General features: G+C 38.6%; 17 protein-coding genes. 4 read left to right on the top strand and 13 right to left on the bottom strand.

The features are described from left to right. Positions 1–23 precede the first annotated feature (23 nt). Together P0Y49_14995 and recR are read right to left on the bottom strand one after the other, a co-directional pair. Positions 24–839 (bottom strand): SDR family oxidoreductase, encoded by an 816-nt coding sequence (locus P0Y49_14995; protein WEK18101.1) that lies wholly within the window; start codon positions 837–839, stop codon positions 24–26. Between the two features lie 4 nt (positions 840–843). After that, a complete protein-coding gene (gene recR / locus P0Y49_15000; protein WEK18102.1) occupies positions 844–1,461 on the bottom strand; it encodes a recombination mediator RecR in 618 nt (205 codons plus the stop codon). A 69-nt stretch (positions 1,462–1,530) separates the two neighbouring features. Here recR and P0Y49_15005 point away from each other — a divergent pair, with 69 nt between their 5' ends. Together P0Y49_15005 and P0Y49_15010 are read left to right on the top strand one after the other, a co-directional pair. Further along, on the top strand, positions 1,531–3,039 hold the full coding sequence (locus P0Y49_15005; protein WEK18103.1) for a sodium:solute symporter: 1,509 nt from the start codon (positions 1,531–1,533) through the stop codon (positions 3,037–3,039). Between the two features lie 9 nt (positions 3,040–3,048). Beyond that, the gene (locus P0Y49_15010; protein ID WEK18104.1) at positions 3,049–3,756 is read left to right on the top strand and encodes a TIGR00730 family Rossman fold protein; all 708 of its coding nucleotides are present in this window, start codon (positions 3,049–3,051) and stop codon (positions 3,754–3,756) included. Between the two features lie 63 nt (positions 3,757–3,819). Here P0Y49_15010 and arsC read toward each other — a convergent pair whose 3' ends face one another. From arsC to P0Y49_15065, 11 genes are all read right to left on the bottom strand, one after another. Continuing rightward, a complete protein-coding gene (arsC, locus tag P0Y49_15015; protein ID WEK18105.1) occupies positions 3,820–4,164 on the bottom strand; it encodes an arsenate reductase (glutaredoxin) in 345 nt (114 codons plus the stop codon). Between the two features lie 12 nt (positions 4,165–4,176). Further along, complete coding sequence (locus P0Y49_15020) at positions 4,177–4,770, bottom strand: DUF502 domain-containing protein (GenBank protein ID WEK18106.1); 594 nt, start codon at positions 4,768–4,770, stop codon at positions 4,177–4,179. 43 nt (positions 4,771–4,813) lie between these two features. Further along, positions 4,814–7,267 (bottom strand): bifunctional UDP-N-acetylmuramoyl-tripeptide:D-alanyl-D-alanine ligase/alanine racemase, encoded by a 2,454-nt coding sequence (locus P0Y49_15025; protein WEK18107.1) that lies wholly within the window; start codon positions 7,265–7,267, stop codon positions 4,814–4,816. A gap of 304 nt (positions 7,268–7,571) precedes the next feature. Continuing rightward, a complete protein-coding gene (locus tag P0Y49_15030) occupies positions 7,572–8,036 on the bottom strand; it encodes an Rrf2 family transcriptional regulator (GenBank protein ID WEK18108.1) in 465 nt (154 codons plus the stop codon). 17 nt (positions 8,037–8,053) lie between these two features. After that, on the bottom strand, positions 8,054–8,368 hold the full coding sequence (locus P0Y49_15035; protein WEK18109.1) for an iron-sulfur cluster assembly protein: 315 nt from the start codon (positions 8,366–8,368) through the stop codon (positions 8,054–8,056). Positions 8,369–8,374: 6 nt separating this feature from the next. Continuing rightward, entirely contained in the window at positions 8,375–8,815 is a 441-nt protein-coding gene (locus tag P0Y49_15040) for a SufE family protein (protein ID WEK18110.1), read from the bottom strand. Continuing rightward, entirely contained in the window at positions 8,815–10,029 is a 1,215-nt protein-coding gene (locus P0Y49_15045) for a cysteine desulfurase (GenBank protein WEK18111.1), read from the bottom strand. The genes P0Y49_15040 and P0Y49_15045 overlap by 1 nt, the downstream gene beginning before the upstream one ends. Position 10,030: 1 nt before the next feature. Continuing rightward, complete coding sequence (gene sufD, locus P0Y49_15050) at positions 10,031–11,329, bottom strand: Fe-S cluster assembly protein SufD (protein ID WEK18112.1); 1,299 nt, start codon at positions 11,327–11,329, stop codon at positions 10,031–10,033. Positions 11,330–11,352: 23 nt separating this feature from the next. Then, the gene (gene sufC / locus P0Y49_15055) at positions 11,353–12,111 is read right to left on the bottom strand and encodes a Fe-S cluster assembly ATPase SufC (GenBank protein ID WEK18113.1); all 759 of its coding nucleotides are present in this window, start codon (positions 12,109–12,111) and stop codon (positions 11,353–11,355) included. Between the two features lie 17 nt (positions 12,112–12,128). Further along, positions 12,129–13,574 (bottom strand): Fe-S cluster assembly protein SufB, encoded by a 1,446-nt coding sequence (gene sufB / locus P0Y49_15060; GenBank protein ID WEK18114.1) that lies wholly within the window; start codon positions 13,572–13,574, stop codon positions 12,129–12,131. 114 nt (positions 13,575–13,688) lie between these two features. Further along, positions 13,689–14,816 (bottom strand): TlpA disulfide reductase family protein, encoded by a 1,128-nt coding sequence (locus tag P0Y49_15065; GenBank protein ID WEK18115.1) that lies wholly within the window; start codon positions 14,814–14,816, stop codon positions 13,689–13,691. A 296-nt stretch (positions 14,817–15,112) separates the two neighbouring features. Between P0Y49_15065 and P0Y49_15070 the strand changes: the two genes are divergently transcribed. Together P0Y49_15070 and P0Y49_15075 are read left to right on the top strand one after the other, a co-directional pair. Next, positions 15,113–15,475, top strand: coding sequence for a hypothetical protein (locus tag P0Y49_15070; protein WEK18116.1), 363 nt, complete (start codon positions 15,113–15,115; stop codon positions 15,473–15,475). Continuing rightward, complete coding sequence (locus P0Y49_15075; protein ID WEK18117.1) at positions 15,438–16,433, top strand: transposase; 996 nt, start codon at positions 15,438–15,440, stop codon at positions 16,431–16,433. Before P0Y49_15070 ends, P0Y49_15075 begins: the two co-directional genes overlap by 38 nt. The last annotated feature ends 29 nt before the right edge of the window (positions 16,434–16,462 follow it).

Below are 16,462 nucleotides of genomic sequence, written 5' to 3' on the forward strand. Positions count from 1 at the left end.
TAGTTTTCCTTTTCCTCCCTACCCTATTTAATCAATGCGTTTTTCTCTTTGGTAAAATGATTAAAAACCAGCTTATCAGCCAATTCGGGCAACAATTTATTGATCCAAACGGTCAGCTTTCCTTGTCCCGTCATGATCAATGTGCGCTTACGGGCAGCAATCCCATTGGCAATAGTGTGAGCGACGGTATCGGCACTCATCATCTTGCCCTCTTCCATGCTCGTTTCTCCATGCGATGCCCCATCTTTAGCCAAAGCAGTAACCCGAATGTTAGAAGCTGTAAAGCCCGGACATGCCACCATCACGTGGACACCTGTTTTTAGTAACTCTGTCCGCAAAGACTCCATAAACCCATTCATTGCAAATTTTGAAGCGGAATATCCGGTACGACCGGGCAAACCACGATAGCCTGCTATGGAAGACACACCAACAATGCTTCCTTTTGCTTTCAGTATTTCCGGCAAAGCGTATTTAGTACAATACACCGTACCCCAGAAATTCACATCCATTAGGTTTTTCAATACTGACAGATCGAGTTCATTAAATAATGCACGCATTGATAAGCCTGCATTATTGATCAACATATCAATTCTATTAAATGTAATTAAAGCTTGTTTGATCAGTAGTTTACAATCTTCTTCTTTGCTCACATCTGTTTGGACAGCGATCGCTTTTATACCATACCGCTTTTCCAGATCGGCTGTAATTTCGCAAAGTGTTACATATTGTCTGGCCGCCAGTACCAGGTTAGCCCCGCGTTTTGCAAACTCTTCTGCACAAGCTTTACCAATACCCGATGACGCACCGGTAACTATAATTACTTTATTCTTAAAATCCATACGATTATTTAATTAATGAGTTCTGATAAGGTACCCGGGTAACGATTGACCTTCCTAGCGTAATCTCATCAGCATACTCCAGCTCACCACCAAAAGCAATTCCTTTGGCAATAGTAGTTATTGGAATCTGAAAATCCTTAAGTCTTTTATATAAGTAAAAGAGTGTTGTATCTCCTTCCATTGTAGCACTTAGGGCTAAGATAACCTCTTTTACAGGAGTTGTTGCCACGCGCTGAACCAAAGAGTCGATAAACAGATCAGATGGGCCTATGCCATCCATAGGTGAGATTAGCCCACCTAGCACATGGTAAACACCAAAATACTGACCGGTATTCTCCACAGCCATTACATCTCTGGTATCCTCTACCACGCAAATTACATCTTTATCCCTTTTACTGGCAGTACAGATGTCGCAAATGCTATGATCTGAAATATTGTGACACACACCACAGTGTTTGATTTCTTTTCTAAGCCGTATTACTGAGTTTCCGAAATGCTCAACCTCTTCCTGTTCCTTATTCAGAAGATGTAATACCAATCTCAGTGCCGTTTTTTGTCCAACACCTGGTAGCTTAGAAAATTCATTAACAGCGTCTTCAAGCAGCTTGGAAGAAAAGTTCATGGTACAAATTTATATTTTATCTGTGTAAACTCATGATGGTTTCTTACATTTAGCTGCTAAAAACATAATATGAGTCCAGCTATACTTTTGTCTTTTTTAATTGGTTACTTTCTGATTTTAATCATTATTGCGTTTGCAACTTCAAAAAAATCGTCTGATAACGCTACCTTTTTTATTGCAAACAGAAACTCCAAATGGTATCTGGTCGCTTTTGGAATGATAGGCACCGCATTATCCGGTGTAACATTTATCTCCGTTCCCGGTGAAGTTGGTTCACCCGCAGGCAATCAGTTTCAATATTTTCAATTTGTGCTCGGCAATGCAATCGGCTTCATTATCATAGCCACGGTCCTACTCCCGCTTTATTACCGGATGAATCTGACCTCTATTTATGGCTATATAGAGAAAAGATTGGGGTATTACAGTTATAAAACTGCAGCCTCTATCTTTTTGATCAGTCGTACCATAGGCTCTGCCTTCCGTTTGTACCTGGTAGTTATTGTATTACAACGGTTTATATTCGACAGTTATGGCGTTCCTTTCTGGGTTACGGTATTGATATCCCTGGGACTGATCTGGTCGTATACCTTTAAAGGTGGATTAAAAACCATTATCATCACCGATACCTTACAAACCTTCTTTCTGGTATTGTCTGTTTTCCTGACCATTTATTTTGTATGCAGCAGTCTGCACATGAATATACCAGAAGCTTTTGAGACCATCAAAAACAGTGGTTATTCTAAGATCTTCTTCTATGAAGACTTCCTGACCAGTAAATTCCATTTCAGCAAACAGCTGCTTGGAGGAATATTTGTAACCATTGCCATGACCGGATTGGATCAGGATCTGATGCAAAAAAACCTGAGTATGAAAACTATAGGTGAAGCCCAAAAGAACATGTTTACCTTTACCGGAGTATTTGTTGTTTTAAACATCTTCTTCTTAAGTGTCGGTGCTTTACTATACATATATGCTACAAAAAATGGTATAGCAATCCCTACAGATTATATTACTGGTAAACCTCGAACCGACTTTTTATTCCCTGAGATCGCTTTCAACCATCTTGCCCTTATTCCGGGAATTGTATTTATGCTTGGTTTAACAGCAGCTACTTTTGCTACTACAGACTCTGCTTTAACTGCATTAACCACCTCTTTCTGCGTAGATTTCCTACACATGGATAAAGGTGACAATGGTAACTCTGCAGCAGCTGTGCGCAAACGTCATATTGTACACGTTACTTTTTCATTGCTAATGTTCCTGGTCATCGTTATATTTAACGCCCTTAATGACCAATCCGTTGTTAATGGAATTTTTAGAGTAGCATCTTATACCTATGGTCCGCTGTTAGGACTTTATAGTTTTGGGCTTTTTGTAAAAAAACGTGGATTACACGACAAATTAGTTCCTTTTATATGTATAATATCACCGGCAATTTGTTATTTGCTAAATGAATACTCGGCCCAATTATTGGGTGGCTATCAATTCAGTGTTGAATTAATCCTGGTAAATGGATTAATCACTTTTATAGGATTACTATTGATCAGCAAAAAAACTGATCAGCAAACAAAATTTTAAAATACATGTATGACAAGTGAAGAGAAAATTAGAAGCGCTTTCGAAAATAAAAACTGGCAGGAAATAAAAGTTACTGACTCCTGGCAGATCTTTAAAATAATGGCCGAATTTGTTGACGGCTTTGAGAAGCTGGCTAAAATAGGCCCATGTGTATCCATCTTTGGATCTGCAAGAACCGCAGAGACGAATAAATACTATGAAATAGCTGTTGAATGTGGCAGGCTATTAACTGAACGTGGATATGGTGTGATTACCGGCGGTGGTCCCGGTATTATGGAAGCCGGAAACAAAGGTGCCCACATGAATGGTGGTAAATCTGTAGGATTAAACATTGAATTGCCTTTTGAGCAGTTCCATAACAAATACATTGACCACAATAAACTTCTGGAATTCGACTACTTCTTTATCAGAAAGGTAATGTTTATGAAGTACTCTCAGGGCTTTATTGTATTACCTGGTGGAATGGGCACAATGGATGAGTTATTTGAAGCCATTACTTTGATTCAAACCGGCAAAGTTGCACGTTTCCCAATTGTATTGGTTGGAAAGGAATACTGGAGCGGTTTAATTGAATGGATTAAAGGCACCATGTTACAGAAAGAACACAATATCCATGCTGAAGATTTAAACCTTTTCAGGCTTGTTGATACTGCTGAAGAAGCTGCTGAGCACATCTTCAGGTTCTATGAAAAGTATGTACTGAAACCGAATTTCTAGTGATTTAATATTACTATTCAAAAAGATCAAATGTTGCAAGCCAACATTTGATCTTTTTATTATTTATCCTAAAATTTCATTGATTTTTTCAGTAGGTCTTGCTATTACAGCCCTATCACCAGAGACTAATATTGGCCGTTCTATTAAGATAGGATTTATGACCATTGCAGCAATCCATTCTTCATCAGAAAGCGCTTTCCCCTTATATTTCTCTTTATAAATCGGTTCTGTTTTACGAACCAACTCATGTGCTCTAATGCCAAGCTTACTAATAATAGAACGTAACTCCTCTGCAGTTGGTGCGGTTTCCAGGTAGTTTACAATTTCAAACTCCTCACCACTTTCTTCTAAAATTGCCAAAGCACACCTGCTTTTACTACATCTGTTATTGTGATAAATTTTAATCATATCCTTTTTCTTTTACCCAAAATGGCTAACACCACCAGACACCACCAATTTCATGGCATCAGCAGCACTCATATTTAATGGTTTTATTTTTTCATGTTTCACGATGTACACTTGCCCGGCAAACGAATAAGAAAACGGAAAGTATACAATCGATTCTCCCGGCAGATTAATAGATTTCAAATCACTTTGCGTAAGAAAACCAATTCGCTTTAAATCGCCTTCTACTTCTACCAAAACCGGATTATTAAACTTCTTTTCATCTCCTACAAAAGCCTCCGTAAGATCTTTTATGGAGGAGTAAATAAACTTTAAAAGAGGTATCTTATCCAGTAGACGTTGAAACCAGTTATACATAGGCTCGGTAACGAAATACGTTACAAAAATACCCGCCAACAATATTAATGAAACGACAAGCGCAAGCCCCAGGCCAGGTATATTTCTGCTTGCTCCTGTGTTAGGGTCAACACCCAGGATATTATTTACATTTAACCAGCTATCTATCGTCGTTACAGCCCAGATTACAATAAAAATACTTAATGCTATAGGGAGTACAATTAACAATCCTTTAATCAGATAATTCAGTAGCGCCCTGCCAATTCTATTCATAATGCAAACTTAGATAAAAACTTTAAAAACACGTGCAACAAGTCTATTCGTAAAAATACACACGTTTCACCCGCTGAGAAACATTGGTCAATATCTCATAAGGAATTGTCCCGATTTGCTCAGCCAATCTGGCAATAGTTAACTGATCATTAAATACAATCACCTCATCTCCTGTTTTCACATCCAGCCCTGTTACATTCAACATACACATATCCATACAGATTACTCCGACAGTTGGGACCAACTTTCCTTTAATCAGCATACTACCTACGCCATTGCCAAATGCGCGGCTATAGCCATCAGCATAACCAATTTTTACAGTAGCAATTGTACCACCCTCAGGTAACAGTCCCCTACGACCATAGCCTACCGTTTCATTAGGTTTAATATGCTTAATTTGAGTAATCGTTGTTTTTAGCACAGCCACTGTCTGCAAACCCTTATTGTTTTTTAATCCTCCATCAAAACCATACAGGCCAATTCCGATTCTAACCATATCCATCTGCACATCAGGATGGCGCGAAATCCCGGAAGTATTGGAAATGTGTTTAATAAACTTATAACCAAGCGCATTGTCGATCACATTAACAACAGACTTAAACAATGCAATCTGGTGCCTGGTAAACTCATCATGTGTCTCCTCTTCACTTCCCACCAGGTGTGAAAACACAGACGCTACTTTTACCTTTTTAGTTTCACTTAATATTTTTAAAAGTTCTGGCAAATCCGGCTCTTCAAAACCAAGACGATGCATTCCTGTATCAATTTTTAAATGAACGGGATAATCAAACTCAGGTAGGAAACTGATGAAACTTTTTAGGATCTCTAAATTATACAATTCTGGTTCGAGCTTAAAACGAACAATTGCATCAAAGGCCGAAGGTTCAGGGCTCATGACCATGATTGGCATTTTTATCCCTGCTTTTCTCAATGAGATCCCCTCATCAGTATATGCAACAGCCAGATAATCTACTTTATGATATTGCAGCAAATTTGCAATTTCGAAACTCCCACTGCCATAAGAAAAGGCCTTAACCATAGCCATTACCTTAACGCCTGGTTCCAGCTTACTGCGATAAAACTGCAAGTTACCTGCCAGTGCATTCAGGTCTATTTCCATCACCGTGTCATGTACTTTTTGGGCAATCAACTTACTGATTCGTTCAAACTCAAACTTCCTTGCTCCTTTTACCAAAATGGTTTCATTGCTAAAATGCATAGCGGGAAAGCTTTCTATAAACCCTTGTGTATTTTCGAAAAAAGTTGTTTCAATATCAAATAAAGCAGCTGATGCTGTAATATGTGGCCCGATACCAATTAACCGATCTACATCCTTTTGCTTTAAAAGTGCAGCAATTTCGGTGTAAAGGACTTCATTATTTTTACCCGTTTCGGAAATATCAGATAAGACCAGGGTTCTTTTAGGATGTTGATTCTGAATATTTAAAAAGTCCAGGGCAATGGCAAGGGATGAAATGTCCGCACTATAAGAATCATCTATTATAGAACAATTATTAATGCCATTTTTCAATTCCAACCGCATACTTACCCTGCTTAATTTTTCCAGACGTCCATCTGCTTCCTCAGGTGTATAGCCAAGCGCCAGTAAGATTGCCCAGCAAATGATGCCATTTTCGACAGAGGCTCTATCACTAAATGGGATCAAACATTCTATTTCATTTCCTTTAAACTTTGCCCTAATGTAATTTCGCCCATCAATGGGTTCAATAAATAATATTTGCAGATCTGCCTTCTCTTTAAAGCTCCAGGAAAATTGTTGCTGTCCGGGTAAATCATTTTTATGAATGCCGTCCGTATATTCAGGAGCATAAATAAACAATGCTGTGTCCTTAAACAATTTAAGTTTCTCATGCAGTTTTTCGCTTTGTGAAGAGAAACCTTCGGCATGTGCTTCGCCGATATTTGTCAGAATACCTATTGTGGGCTGTATGATCTCTGCAAGCGTATCCATTTCATTACGCTTTGATATTCCAGCCTCAAAAATACCCAAGGTATGATCAACACCTATTTCCCAGACTGAAAGTGGCACACCGATCTGAGAGTTAAAACTCTTTGGACTTCTTATAATATTGAAATCGGCAGCCAGCAACTGGTATAACCATTCTTTAACAATGGTTTTACCGTTACTGCCTGTTATCCCCAGCACCTCTAAATCATATTGTTTACGATTGTATTTCGCAAGCGTTTGCAAGGCAAGCAACACATCTTTGACCAACAAAATATTTGCATCCGGATACAGCGCAGCATATTTGGCATCACTGATTACAAAACTACGAATGCCATTGGCATAAGCATCAACCAGGTATTTATGACCATCTCTTTTACCACTCAAAGCAAAAAATAAGGAGCCATCCGGATCTATCACCGTCCTGCTGTCAATTACCAGTTTCCTGATTACCGAATCCTGTGCTTTTTTAAAAGATGCAATGTTCAGTATCTCTGCAATATGATTAATTGTATAAAGGGAATTACTCATCCGACAAAATTAAACTTATGCTACAGTACTTCATACTTTTTATAATTTTTATGGCCCAGCGCTGTTTAATTTATAATATAAAAATAATTGTTGTTCATTTTTTGACAGGAAAAAGGCCATTCTAATAATGCTGTAATACTTTTAGCTCAGTTGCAATTCATTCTGAACAAAAGGAACAAAAAAAACGGGGTAAAAAGTTGGCCCATTTAAATTGTGTTACTTAAATTTACATTGAGAGCGTTAATGGTGTCCTGATTTAATCGTCAGGGCGCCTTTTTTTTTTACACCATATTCTGCCCATAATTTACGAAGCATGCTGATGTAAAATAGACTCAAGCAAGACGCTAGATTCCTGCTCCGGACTAATCAAATCCTGTAAAGTAACCTTATCCAACAGCTGATCAACTGTAAGCTGAATCATTTGCCATAGAGATCGTATAGAGCAATCGACAGAATTTGTACATAGCTTTAATGCGCCTGGGTAATCTTCACAAAATTTCTTGCTAAACAATGCACCCCCCAAAACTTTCATTACCTGATTAATGTTAACTTCAGCGGCAGGACGAGCCAATACATAACCGCCTTTATAACCCGGAGTACTATTGATATAACCGGCAATACGCAAAGTACGTGTAAGCTTGGCCACATAGGCCGGAGATATCCCCTCCCATTCACTTATAGCAGGAATACTAATCCCCTCCTTTTGATCATGTCTTGCAATACGAAGTAAAATCCTTAGCCCATATTCCTCTTGTGCAGTAATCTTCATTTTCTTTAAATCTTTAATTACATCATCCCTAATTCTAGCCGGGCAGTTTCTGACATCATGTCCCTGTTCCATGGCGGATCCCAGGTTACGGTAACAGTAACCTCATTAACCCCTTCAATCTCTTTCACTTTCTGTTCTACCTCCTGAGGGATAATTTGGGCCGCAGGACAACCGGGTGCAGTAAGTGTCATCACAATTTGTACATTATTTAATGGGCCCATGATCTCCGTTTCGTAGATTAAGCCAAGTTCATATATGCTGACTGGTATTTCCGGATCATATATGGTCTGCAAACAATCAATAACTTTCTGTTTTAATTCTTCCTTATCCATGATCTGTTATTTATTAGTGTCCTGCATCATTTTATAGGCAAGCGCATAATTTTTTATCTGTTTAATCATAGCCAGCAGGCCATTAGAACGTGTCTGTGCCAGATGTGTCATCATCCCTATTTCAGCAATGAAATCCATTTTGGCCTCCAATATATCTTCAGGACTATGTCCAGACAACACTTTGATCAGCATACTGATTAAACCTTTAACAATAATAGCATCACTATCAGCTTTAAAAATCACCGCACCATCCTGATATGAAGCAGCAAGCCAAACGGTAGACTGACACCCTTTAATTTTGTTTTCTTCGATCTTATATTTATCGTCAAGTAGGTCTAATTTTTTACCCAGATCAATGATGTATTCGTACTTATCCTCCCAGTTATCAAACAAGGCAAAATCGTCTACAATTTCCTTTTCAATTTCAGCAATTGACTTCACTTCCATTACAATAACATTTTTAAAGCCTTATGTATACCGGCAACCAGCACATCTATTTCCTCTTTCCGATTATATAATGCAAAGGAGGCTCTTACTGTACCGGGAATACCAAAACGTTTCATTAGCGGCTGTGTACAATGATGACCTGTTCTAACTGCTATCCCCATATGATCAAGCAATACACCAATATCCTGTGGATGCACCCCTTCAATCACAAAAGAAACCAGACTTACTTTATGAGGGGCATTTCCGATAATTTCAAGCCCGGGAATAGCCGCTAACTGTGCCGTTGCATAAGCAAGCAGATCTGCTTCGTGCTTTCTGATCTGATCTTTCCCGACACCCTTAATAAAGTCTAAAGCTGTTTTTAAGGCAATGGTGTCCGCAATATTCGGAGTACCAGCCTCATATTTATAAGGCAGGTCATTATATGTGGTCTTCTCAAAGGTGACCTCTTTAATCATTTCTCCGCCGCCTTGAAAAACAGGCATACTTTCCAGCAGCTCCTTTTTGCCATACAAAGCACCTACACCTGTTGGTCCATACACTTTATGGCCTGAAAAGGCAAAAAAATCGCAATCCATATCCTGCACATCTATATCAAGATGGACAGCAGATTGCGCCCCATCCACCAATACTTTAGCGCCGACAAGATGCGCTGCTGCAATCATTTCCTTAACTGGGTTTACTGTACCCAAAGAATTAGACACCTGTACAATGGACACCAGTTTGGTCTTGCTACTTAACAATTCCTCATAAACACCCATGGCAAGCTCCCCGTTATCTTTTACAGGAATTACTTTTAAAACAGCCTTTTTTTCTTCGCAGAGGATTTGCCAGGGTACAATATTGGAATGATGCTCCATCCCCGAAATGATGATTTCATCACCTTCATTAATATTTTGTCTACCCCAGGTATAAGCCACCAGGTTGATGGACTCTGTAGTTCCCCTGGTAAAAATGATTTCTTCAGCAGAGGCTGCCCCTATAAATTCTTGTACAGCAAAACGTGTAGTTTCATAGGCTAATGTAGCTTCTTCTGCCAATGTATGAATACCCCGGTGTATATTGGCATTATAGTGCGAATAATAATGGCTCAATGCATCAATCACACTTTGTGGTTTTTGCGAAGTCGCCGCATTATCAAAGTAAACCAGTGGTTTACCTTTTACCATTCTGGCCAAAATGGGAAACTGCTTTCTTAATTCTGCTATCCTCATGTCATACAATAGATAAGTGTTCGTAAATCAGTTTTTCTACATAAGCACGTATCGCCATAGGCTTTATATGAATCAGGATATCTGCCGCGTAAGCTTGCAATAACAATACTTCAGCTTTCTCCTTAGGAATCCCCCTGGCCCTTAAATAAAATAATGCTTCCTCATCAAGCTGACCTACAGTACAACCATGTGAACATTTCACATCATCTGCAAAGATTTCAAGCTGTGGTTTGGTATTTATCGTTGCGTTATCTGATAACAGGATGTTCTTATTGGATTGAAATGAATTCGTCTTCTGGGCATCGGGCTGCACCGTAATTTTACCATTAAATACAGCAGTCGAAAAATCATCAGCAATACCCTTATACAATTGATTACTAAAACAATTTGGTTGTTTATTGTCTATCATCGTATGGTTATCAGCATGGGTCTTACCTTTTAACAGGTAAAGTCCATACAAATGTGTTTCGTTACCCGCAGCATCAAGCACCAGGTTCATGTTGTTACGCACAACACCTCCATTTAATGTTATGGTTACTGTATGGACGTAACTGCGTCCAATCTGTGTAATATGAGTAGTGCTTACCTGACTGGCATTGCTTACATCATTTTGTATTTTATAATACTCAACATAAGCATTTTGCTCAACAACAACCTCTAAAACGCCATTGCAAAAACTATCGGATGATCCCAGGGTTGTATAGGTCTCAGTCAACTGTAACTTACTATTTTCATCAACATGAATTAAGCCCCGTGGCTGCGCCATTATAGGATGATTCCTGCCATCTAAGATATGATATACATACAACTGATGCTGAGGTGTTTTACCGTTGTGGATGTGTACAAAGACACCTTCCTCAATAAAAGCTCCATTCAGGGCATGAACCCCATCTTTCATGTATTCGCTGCTTTTGTTTAAATAGCGAGCCACCAAATCTTTGTATTTACCTTTTGCCGCATCTTTTAACGGTAAAACAGTCATCTCCTCATCTGTAGAAAGGATGCTGGAAAGTGCAGCATCAAAACGGCCATTTACAAACACCAATTCATTGGCTTTATGATGTCCCGGCATGCGTAAAGCATCCAGATCGGCTAGTGTAAGCGTATGCCCGGCTGGCGCATAAGTTTCATCAAACAGATTGCTGATGCTTGTATATTTCCAATCTTCGGTACGAAAAGTGGGCAAACCGGTTTTATTAAAGCTGTCGAAGCTATTTTTTCTAACCGCAGCAATGCCATCATCAGCACTTGCTTGCTGTAAGTGTTCAAACCGGTCGTTTAAATAAGTTAAATCAATCATTGTATAATGCTTTAGACTTGCTATTACGCATTTAAATCAACTCCTTCAGTAATAAAATCGTAGCCCTTTTCTTCCAGTTCTAGCGCCAGTTCCTTGGTGCCAGATTTCACGATTCGGCCATTGTACAATACATGAACAAAATCAGGTTGAATATAATCCAGTAAACGCTGATAATGGGTAATCACCAATGCCGCTCTTTCCGGACTATGCAATTTATTGATACCCTTGGCTACAATACGAAGGGCATCAATATCCAGACCTGAATCCGTTTCATCAAGGATAGCTAACTTAGGCTCAAGCATGGCCATCTGAAAAATCTCGTTCCGTTTCTTTTCACCACCAGAAAAGCCTTCGTTGATAGAACGGCTCAATAACGACTGATCAATTTCTACCAGCTTCATTTTCTCTTTCATGATCTTTAAAAAAGAAACTGAATCAAATGGTTCCAGTCCATGATATTTTCGTTTTTCATTTACCGCAGCTTTAATAAAATTAGTGGTGCTTACTCCTGGTATTTCAACAGGATATTGAAACGCAAGAAATAATCCTTCACGAGCCCTATCTTCAGGCGTAAGTTCCAGTAAATTTTTATCTAAAAAGCTTACCTCACCCTCTGTCACCTCATATTGCTCTCTACCAGCCAAAACAGAAGCGAGTGTACTTTTACCAGAGCCATTTGGCCCCATAATCGCATGTACTTCTCCGGCTTTTATTTCCAGGTTAATCCCCTTTAATATTTCCTTACCTTCTACGTTTGCGTGTATATTTTTAATTGACAACATATTCTTATAATTTTTATTTAGCCTACACTACCTTCCATGCTAATGGTAAGCAGTTTTTGTGCTTCTATAGCAAACTCCATAGGCAGCTGGTTCATAACTTCTTTAGCAAATCCATTTACAATCAATGCCACAGCAGCTTCAGGATCAATACCTCTTTGTCTGCAATAAAACAGTTGATCTTCTCCTATTTTTGAGGTTGTAGCTTCATGTTCTACAATTGCAGTTTTGTTTTTTACTTCTATATAAGGGAAAGTATGTGCTCCACATTTATCGCCTAACAGTAAAGAGTCGCATTGCGAATAATTACGAGCATTAAGTGCCTGCTTACTAGCCCTCACCAAACCTCGATAACTATTCTGACTATGCCCTGCAGAAATCCCTTTAGCTACAATTCTACTTCTGGTATTTTTTCCCAGATGCGTCATCTTAGTACCTGTATCAGCTTGCTGGTGATTGTTTGTAAAGGCTACTGAATAAAACTCCCCAATAGAATGATCGCCCTTTAAAATTACACTTGGGTATTTCCAGGTGATGGCCGACCCCGTTTCTACTTGTGTCCAGGAGATTTTTGAATAGTTTCCTTTACATATCCCTCTTTTGGTTACAAAATTATAAATACCGCCTTTTCCTTCTTTGTCGCCCGGATACCAGTTCTGAACTGTTGAATATTTAATTTCAGCCTTCTCCATAGCTATCAATTCCACAACAGCCGCATGCAACTGATTTTCATCGCGCATTGGCGCTGTACAGCCTTCGAGATAACTCACATAGCTTTCATCTTCCGCTACAATTAAAGTACGTTCAAACTGACCTGCATTTTCTGTATTGATGCGGAAATAGGTGGATAACTCCATTGGACAGCGTACTCCTTTAGGAATATAGCAAAAAGATCCATCGGTAAATACAGCTGAATTTAAAGCAGCAAAATAATTATCAGTCATGGGTACCACCGATCCAAGGTGCTTTTTTACCAGCTCCGGATGCAGCTGTATCGCCTCACTAATGGAACAAAAGATAACACCTATTTCAGCCAACTGCTCTTTAAAGGAGGTAGCGATAGAAACGCTATCCATCACCACATCTACAGCTACACCACTTAAGCGCTTTTGCTCACTTAAAGAAATACCCAGCTTTTCGAAGGTGCTTAACAGCTCTGGATCTACTTCATCCAAACTATTTAATTGCTTTTTCGGCTTTGGGGCAGCATAATAAATGATATCTTGATAATCGATTGCCGGATATTTAACATTGGCCCAATCAGGCTCTTCTATTTTTAACCAATAAGCATAGGCCTTAAGTCGCCATTCGAGCATCCATTCCGGTTCATTCTTTTTATGGGAAATTAGTCGGATCACATCCTCATTAAGGCCTTTAGGAATCGCATCGGTATCTATATCTGTCACAAATCCGTATTTATAATCATTCGATACGGCTTGCTCCAGGGGATCTTGTTTCTCTTTCATCCTCAGTTATTTTTTGAAACACTAGAATATAACACAAAGATACCCCCTTTTGATTGTTTATACAAAAGAGTATAAACAGAGAAATGTAAGGTTTACAGGTGATTATAAAACGCGCTAATCATTGAATATGTTTTTTAGTTTTTGTAAAAGCTCCTTGCCCCTCAGATTTCTGGCAATGATTACACCATTAGGATCCAGTAGGAAATTATCAGGAATAGCATGGATAAAAAAAAGTTTGGCTACTGCATTATCCCATTCTTTCAGATCCGAAACATGAGTCCAGCTCAATTGATCTTTGTGGATTGCTTTCAGCCAATCCTCTTTAGACTTATCTAGAGAAACACTTAGGATATTAAAACCCTGTGATGCATATTTTTTATAAGCTTCTACCAAATATGGATTCTCATTTCTGCAAGGGCCACACCAGCTTGCCCAAAAATCAACTAATACATACTTACCTCTAAAGCTAGATAATTTCACTGGTCTTGACAGGGTATCAGCCTGTACAAAATCAGGCATTACTTTACCAATGAACTTAGCTACGCTGATGCGTTCATCAGTTTCTTTTCTCAAATAGGTACTCGTTACTTTACGCGAGAGCTTCTTTAGCATTTTTTCAATTAATGCATAATCAGGCTTTGGAAAGCTTAGCATATTACTGAGCAAATACAGGGAATAATAATTATCCGGATGTCGATGAATGAAATCAGTTCTAACGCTGTCCGCCAGATGCATTCTCTCTTTCTCAGTAAGTGACTGTCCCATACGGTTCTCCCATGCACTGGATGCCGCCAGATAGTCCTTTTTATAATTGCTTTCAGTGACTTCCATTTCTGAATTTTCGAGATGAAATTTTTTAGGGCTGGTAACTAAACCTCTTGCTCCTTGAACTAACCAGCCTGTTTTCCCTTCAAAGGAGATGGTCTTTCCGGGTTCGACCCAAAAAGTGTAAATGTCTCGGTCGCCAATAAGTAGTGGATTAATTGTATTTTTAATATTCAAACTAAAGATGGTCGGTTCAGTTATTGTTCCTACATATTTAAATTTGCTTCGCGAATCCAAAGAGATAGTGTCACGTATTAAAGTTCCATTGTGTTTATAAGTAACAAAATAAGTTGCATTGGCGACTGTATCTACCAACCCTTTGATGATAAACTTATTAGATTGGGCTTGCGATTCCACTTGAAAAAGTATAAATAACAGTGTAATCACTAATATCGAATATCTATTTCTTTTCATCATAAATAAGTAAAATGAATGTTATCGTAAACCTATTTTCCAATTTACACAAATCCAAATTACGACTTTCTATACTCATCAGCGATTAAAATCCCAATCATTTAGGTAGAAAATCCAAAACAGAAGCTCGAAAATATGAAAACTGAAAAATCACGAGCAAGCTTTCTTTTTTGAAAATCAGTATGGAATAATTTTTTTAGATTTTTCTCAGCCCTTTTACCACCCGGATAGTACTGGATCAAGCAAAAAAGTTGGGGAGGGATTAATTTTGTTTAGATTTGCATTAAACAGCAATTATATTGGATTCTACCCTGCTTTCATTAATACTACCAGAAGGTCTTAGCGACTATTTTGAATTCGACCGAGCTGCTACAATTGACGGTTCAACCTATATTTATTTGATAGAAAAGAACATTCATCCACAAGAGTTTTCTGGAGATCATCTTTTATCTAAAGGATTCTACGATGAGGCTTCCGTTCGAGACTTTCCTTTGCGTGGCAAACCTTGTTTTTTAAACCTTAAGCGTCGGAAATGGCTCAACACCCGAACAAGTAAGATCGTTTCCCGGGATTGGCAATTAGTTGCCGAAGGCACAAAGATGACTCAAGAGTTTGCCTTTTTTTTTGAAAGACTATTTGGATTCCACCCCAATAAGCTGTAAAAGTCTTGGCCATTTCTTTGGTGTTGACGGAAAGCGTCTGGAAGAGCAATATGCCCGCCATTTAAGTGATTTTAGCAGCTGGGATCAGGCGGAACACTCTGAGAATTGGCTGCTTTTTGCTAATAATATGGGGGAATATTTATCAATTGATGAAACTAGCCTTTCACAAGGAGAGCTCTATACAATACTGACTAATAAAGGGGCAAAAGGGAAGAAAGGTGCTTTGGTAGCAATTGTAAAGGGTACTGAAAGCGAGTCGATCATAAAGGTTCTTCACAGAATGAAGGAGCAGGTAAGGAAACAAGTAAAAGAAGTAACCCTTGATCTGGCTCCGACAATGACCAGAATAGTAAAAAGGAGTTTTCCAAAAGCAAAGCTTGTTTCAGATAGGTTCCATGTACAGCAATTGGCTAATGAAGGTGTCCAGGAAATCAGGATTAAACATAGATGGGATGCTATAGAACAGGAAAACAAAGAAATGGATCTAGCCAGAGAAGTAAAGAAGCCTTGGATTCCCGAACTTCTGGAAAATGGAGATACGATAAAACAGTTACTGGCTAGAAGTAGGTATTTGTTATTTAAAAAAGAAGTAAACTGGACTCCTTCACAAAATCACAGGGCAGAACTGTTATTTAAGCTATACCCAGATTTGCAGCAAGCGTATAAAGTCTCCCAGGAACTGTCTTCAATACTCAGCCATTCAAAAACTAAAATGATTGCCTTTAAAAAGTTAGCCTTATGGTATAACAAGATAGAAAAAATGGGTTATAAATCCTTCAATACCATATCAAGAACCGTTCAGAACAATTATGAAACAATATTAAACTACTTTGATAACAGATCCACTAATGCCTCCGCAGAATCTTTTAATGCGAAGATTAAAGCTTTTAGAACGCAATTTAGAGGGGTAAGAAATGTCAAATTTTTCCTATTCAGGTTATCAAAAATATATGCCTAATCCCTCCCCAACTTTTTTGCTTGATCCGT

Origin of the sequence: Candidatus Pedobacter colombiensis, assembly GCA_029202485.1 — a bacterium.
Taxonomy (GTDB): Bacteria; Bacteroidota; Bacteroidia; order Sphingobacteriales; family Sphingobacteriaceae; genus Pedobacter; species Pedobacter colombiensis.

What these genes read in the sequence shown, in the direction of transcription:
- P0Y49_15040 (WEK18110.1), bottom strand. Translation starts at nt 8,815, where the DNA reads ATGGAAGTGAAGTCAATTGCTGAAATTGAAAAGGAAATTGTAGACGAT.
- P0Y49_15005 (WEK18103.1), top strand. Translation starts at nt 1,531, where the DNA reads ATGAGTCCAGCTATACTTTTGTCTTTTTTAATTGGTTACTTTCTGATT.
- sufC (WEK18113.1), bottom strand. Translation starts at nt 12,111, where the DNA reads ATGTTGTCAATTAAAAATATACACGCAAACGTAGAAGGTAAGGAAATA.
- P0Y49_15025 (WEK18107.1), bottom strand. Translation starts at nt 7,267, where the DNA reads ATGAGTAATTCCCTTTATACAATTAATCATATTGCAGAGATACTGAAC.
- recR (WEK18102.1), bottom strand. Translation starts at nt 1,461, where the DNA reads ATGAACTTTTCTTCCAAGCTGCTTGAAGACGCTGTTAATGAATTTTCT.
- arsC (WEK18105.1), bottom strand. Translation starts at nt 4,164, where the DNA reads ATGATTAAAATTTATCACAATAACAGATGTAGTAAAAGCAGGTGTGCT.
- P0Y49_15035 (WEK18109.1), bottom strand. Translation starts at nt 8,368, where the DNA reads ATGGATAAGGAAGAATTAAAACAGAAAGTTATTGATTGTTTGCAGACC.
- sufB (WEK18114.1), bottom strand. Translation starts at nt 13,574, where the DNA reads ATGAAAGAGAAACAAGATCCCCTGGAGCAAGCCGTATCGAATGATTAT.
- P0Y49_15020 (WEK18106.1), bottom strand. Translation starts at nt 4,770, where the DNA reads ATGAATAGAATTGGCAGGGCGCTACTGAATTATCTGATTAAAGGATTG.
- P0Y49_15045 (WEK18111.1), bottom strand. Translation starts at nt 10,029, where the DNA reads ATGAGGATAGCAGAATTAAGAAAGCAGTTTCCCATTTTGGCCAGAATG.
- P0Y49_14995 (WEK18101.1), bottom strand. Translation starts at nt 839, where the DNA reads ATGGATTTTAAGAATAAAGTAATTATAGTTACCGGTGCGTCATCGGGT.
- sufD (WEK18112.1), bottom strand. Translation starts at nt 11,329, where the DNA reads ATGATTGATTTAACTTATTTAAACGACCGGTTTGAACACTTACAGCAA.
- P0Y49_15030 (WEK18108.1), bottom strand. Translation starts at nt 8,036, where the DNA reads ATGAAGATTACTGCACAAGAGGAATATGGGCTAAGGATTTTACTTCGT.
- P0Y49_15010 (WEK18104.1), top strand. Translation starts at nt 3,049, where the DNA reads ATGACAAGTGAAGAGAAAATTAGAAGCGCTTTCGAAAATAAAAACTGG.
- P0Y49_15065 (WEK18115.1), bottom strand. Translation starts at nt 14,816, where the DNA reads ATGATGAAAAGAAATAGATATTCGATATTAGTGATTACACTGTTATTT.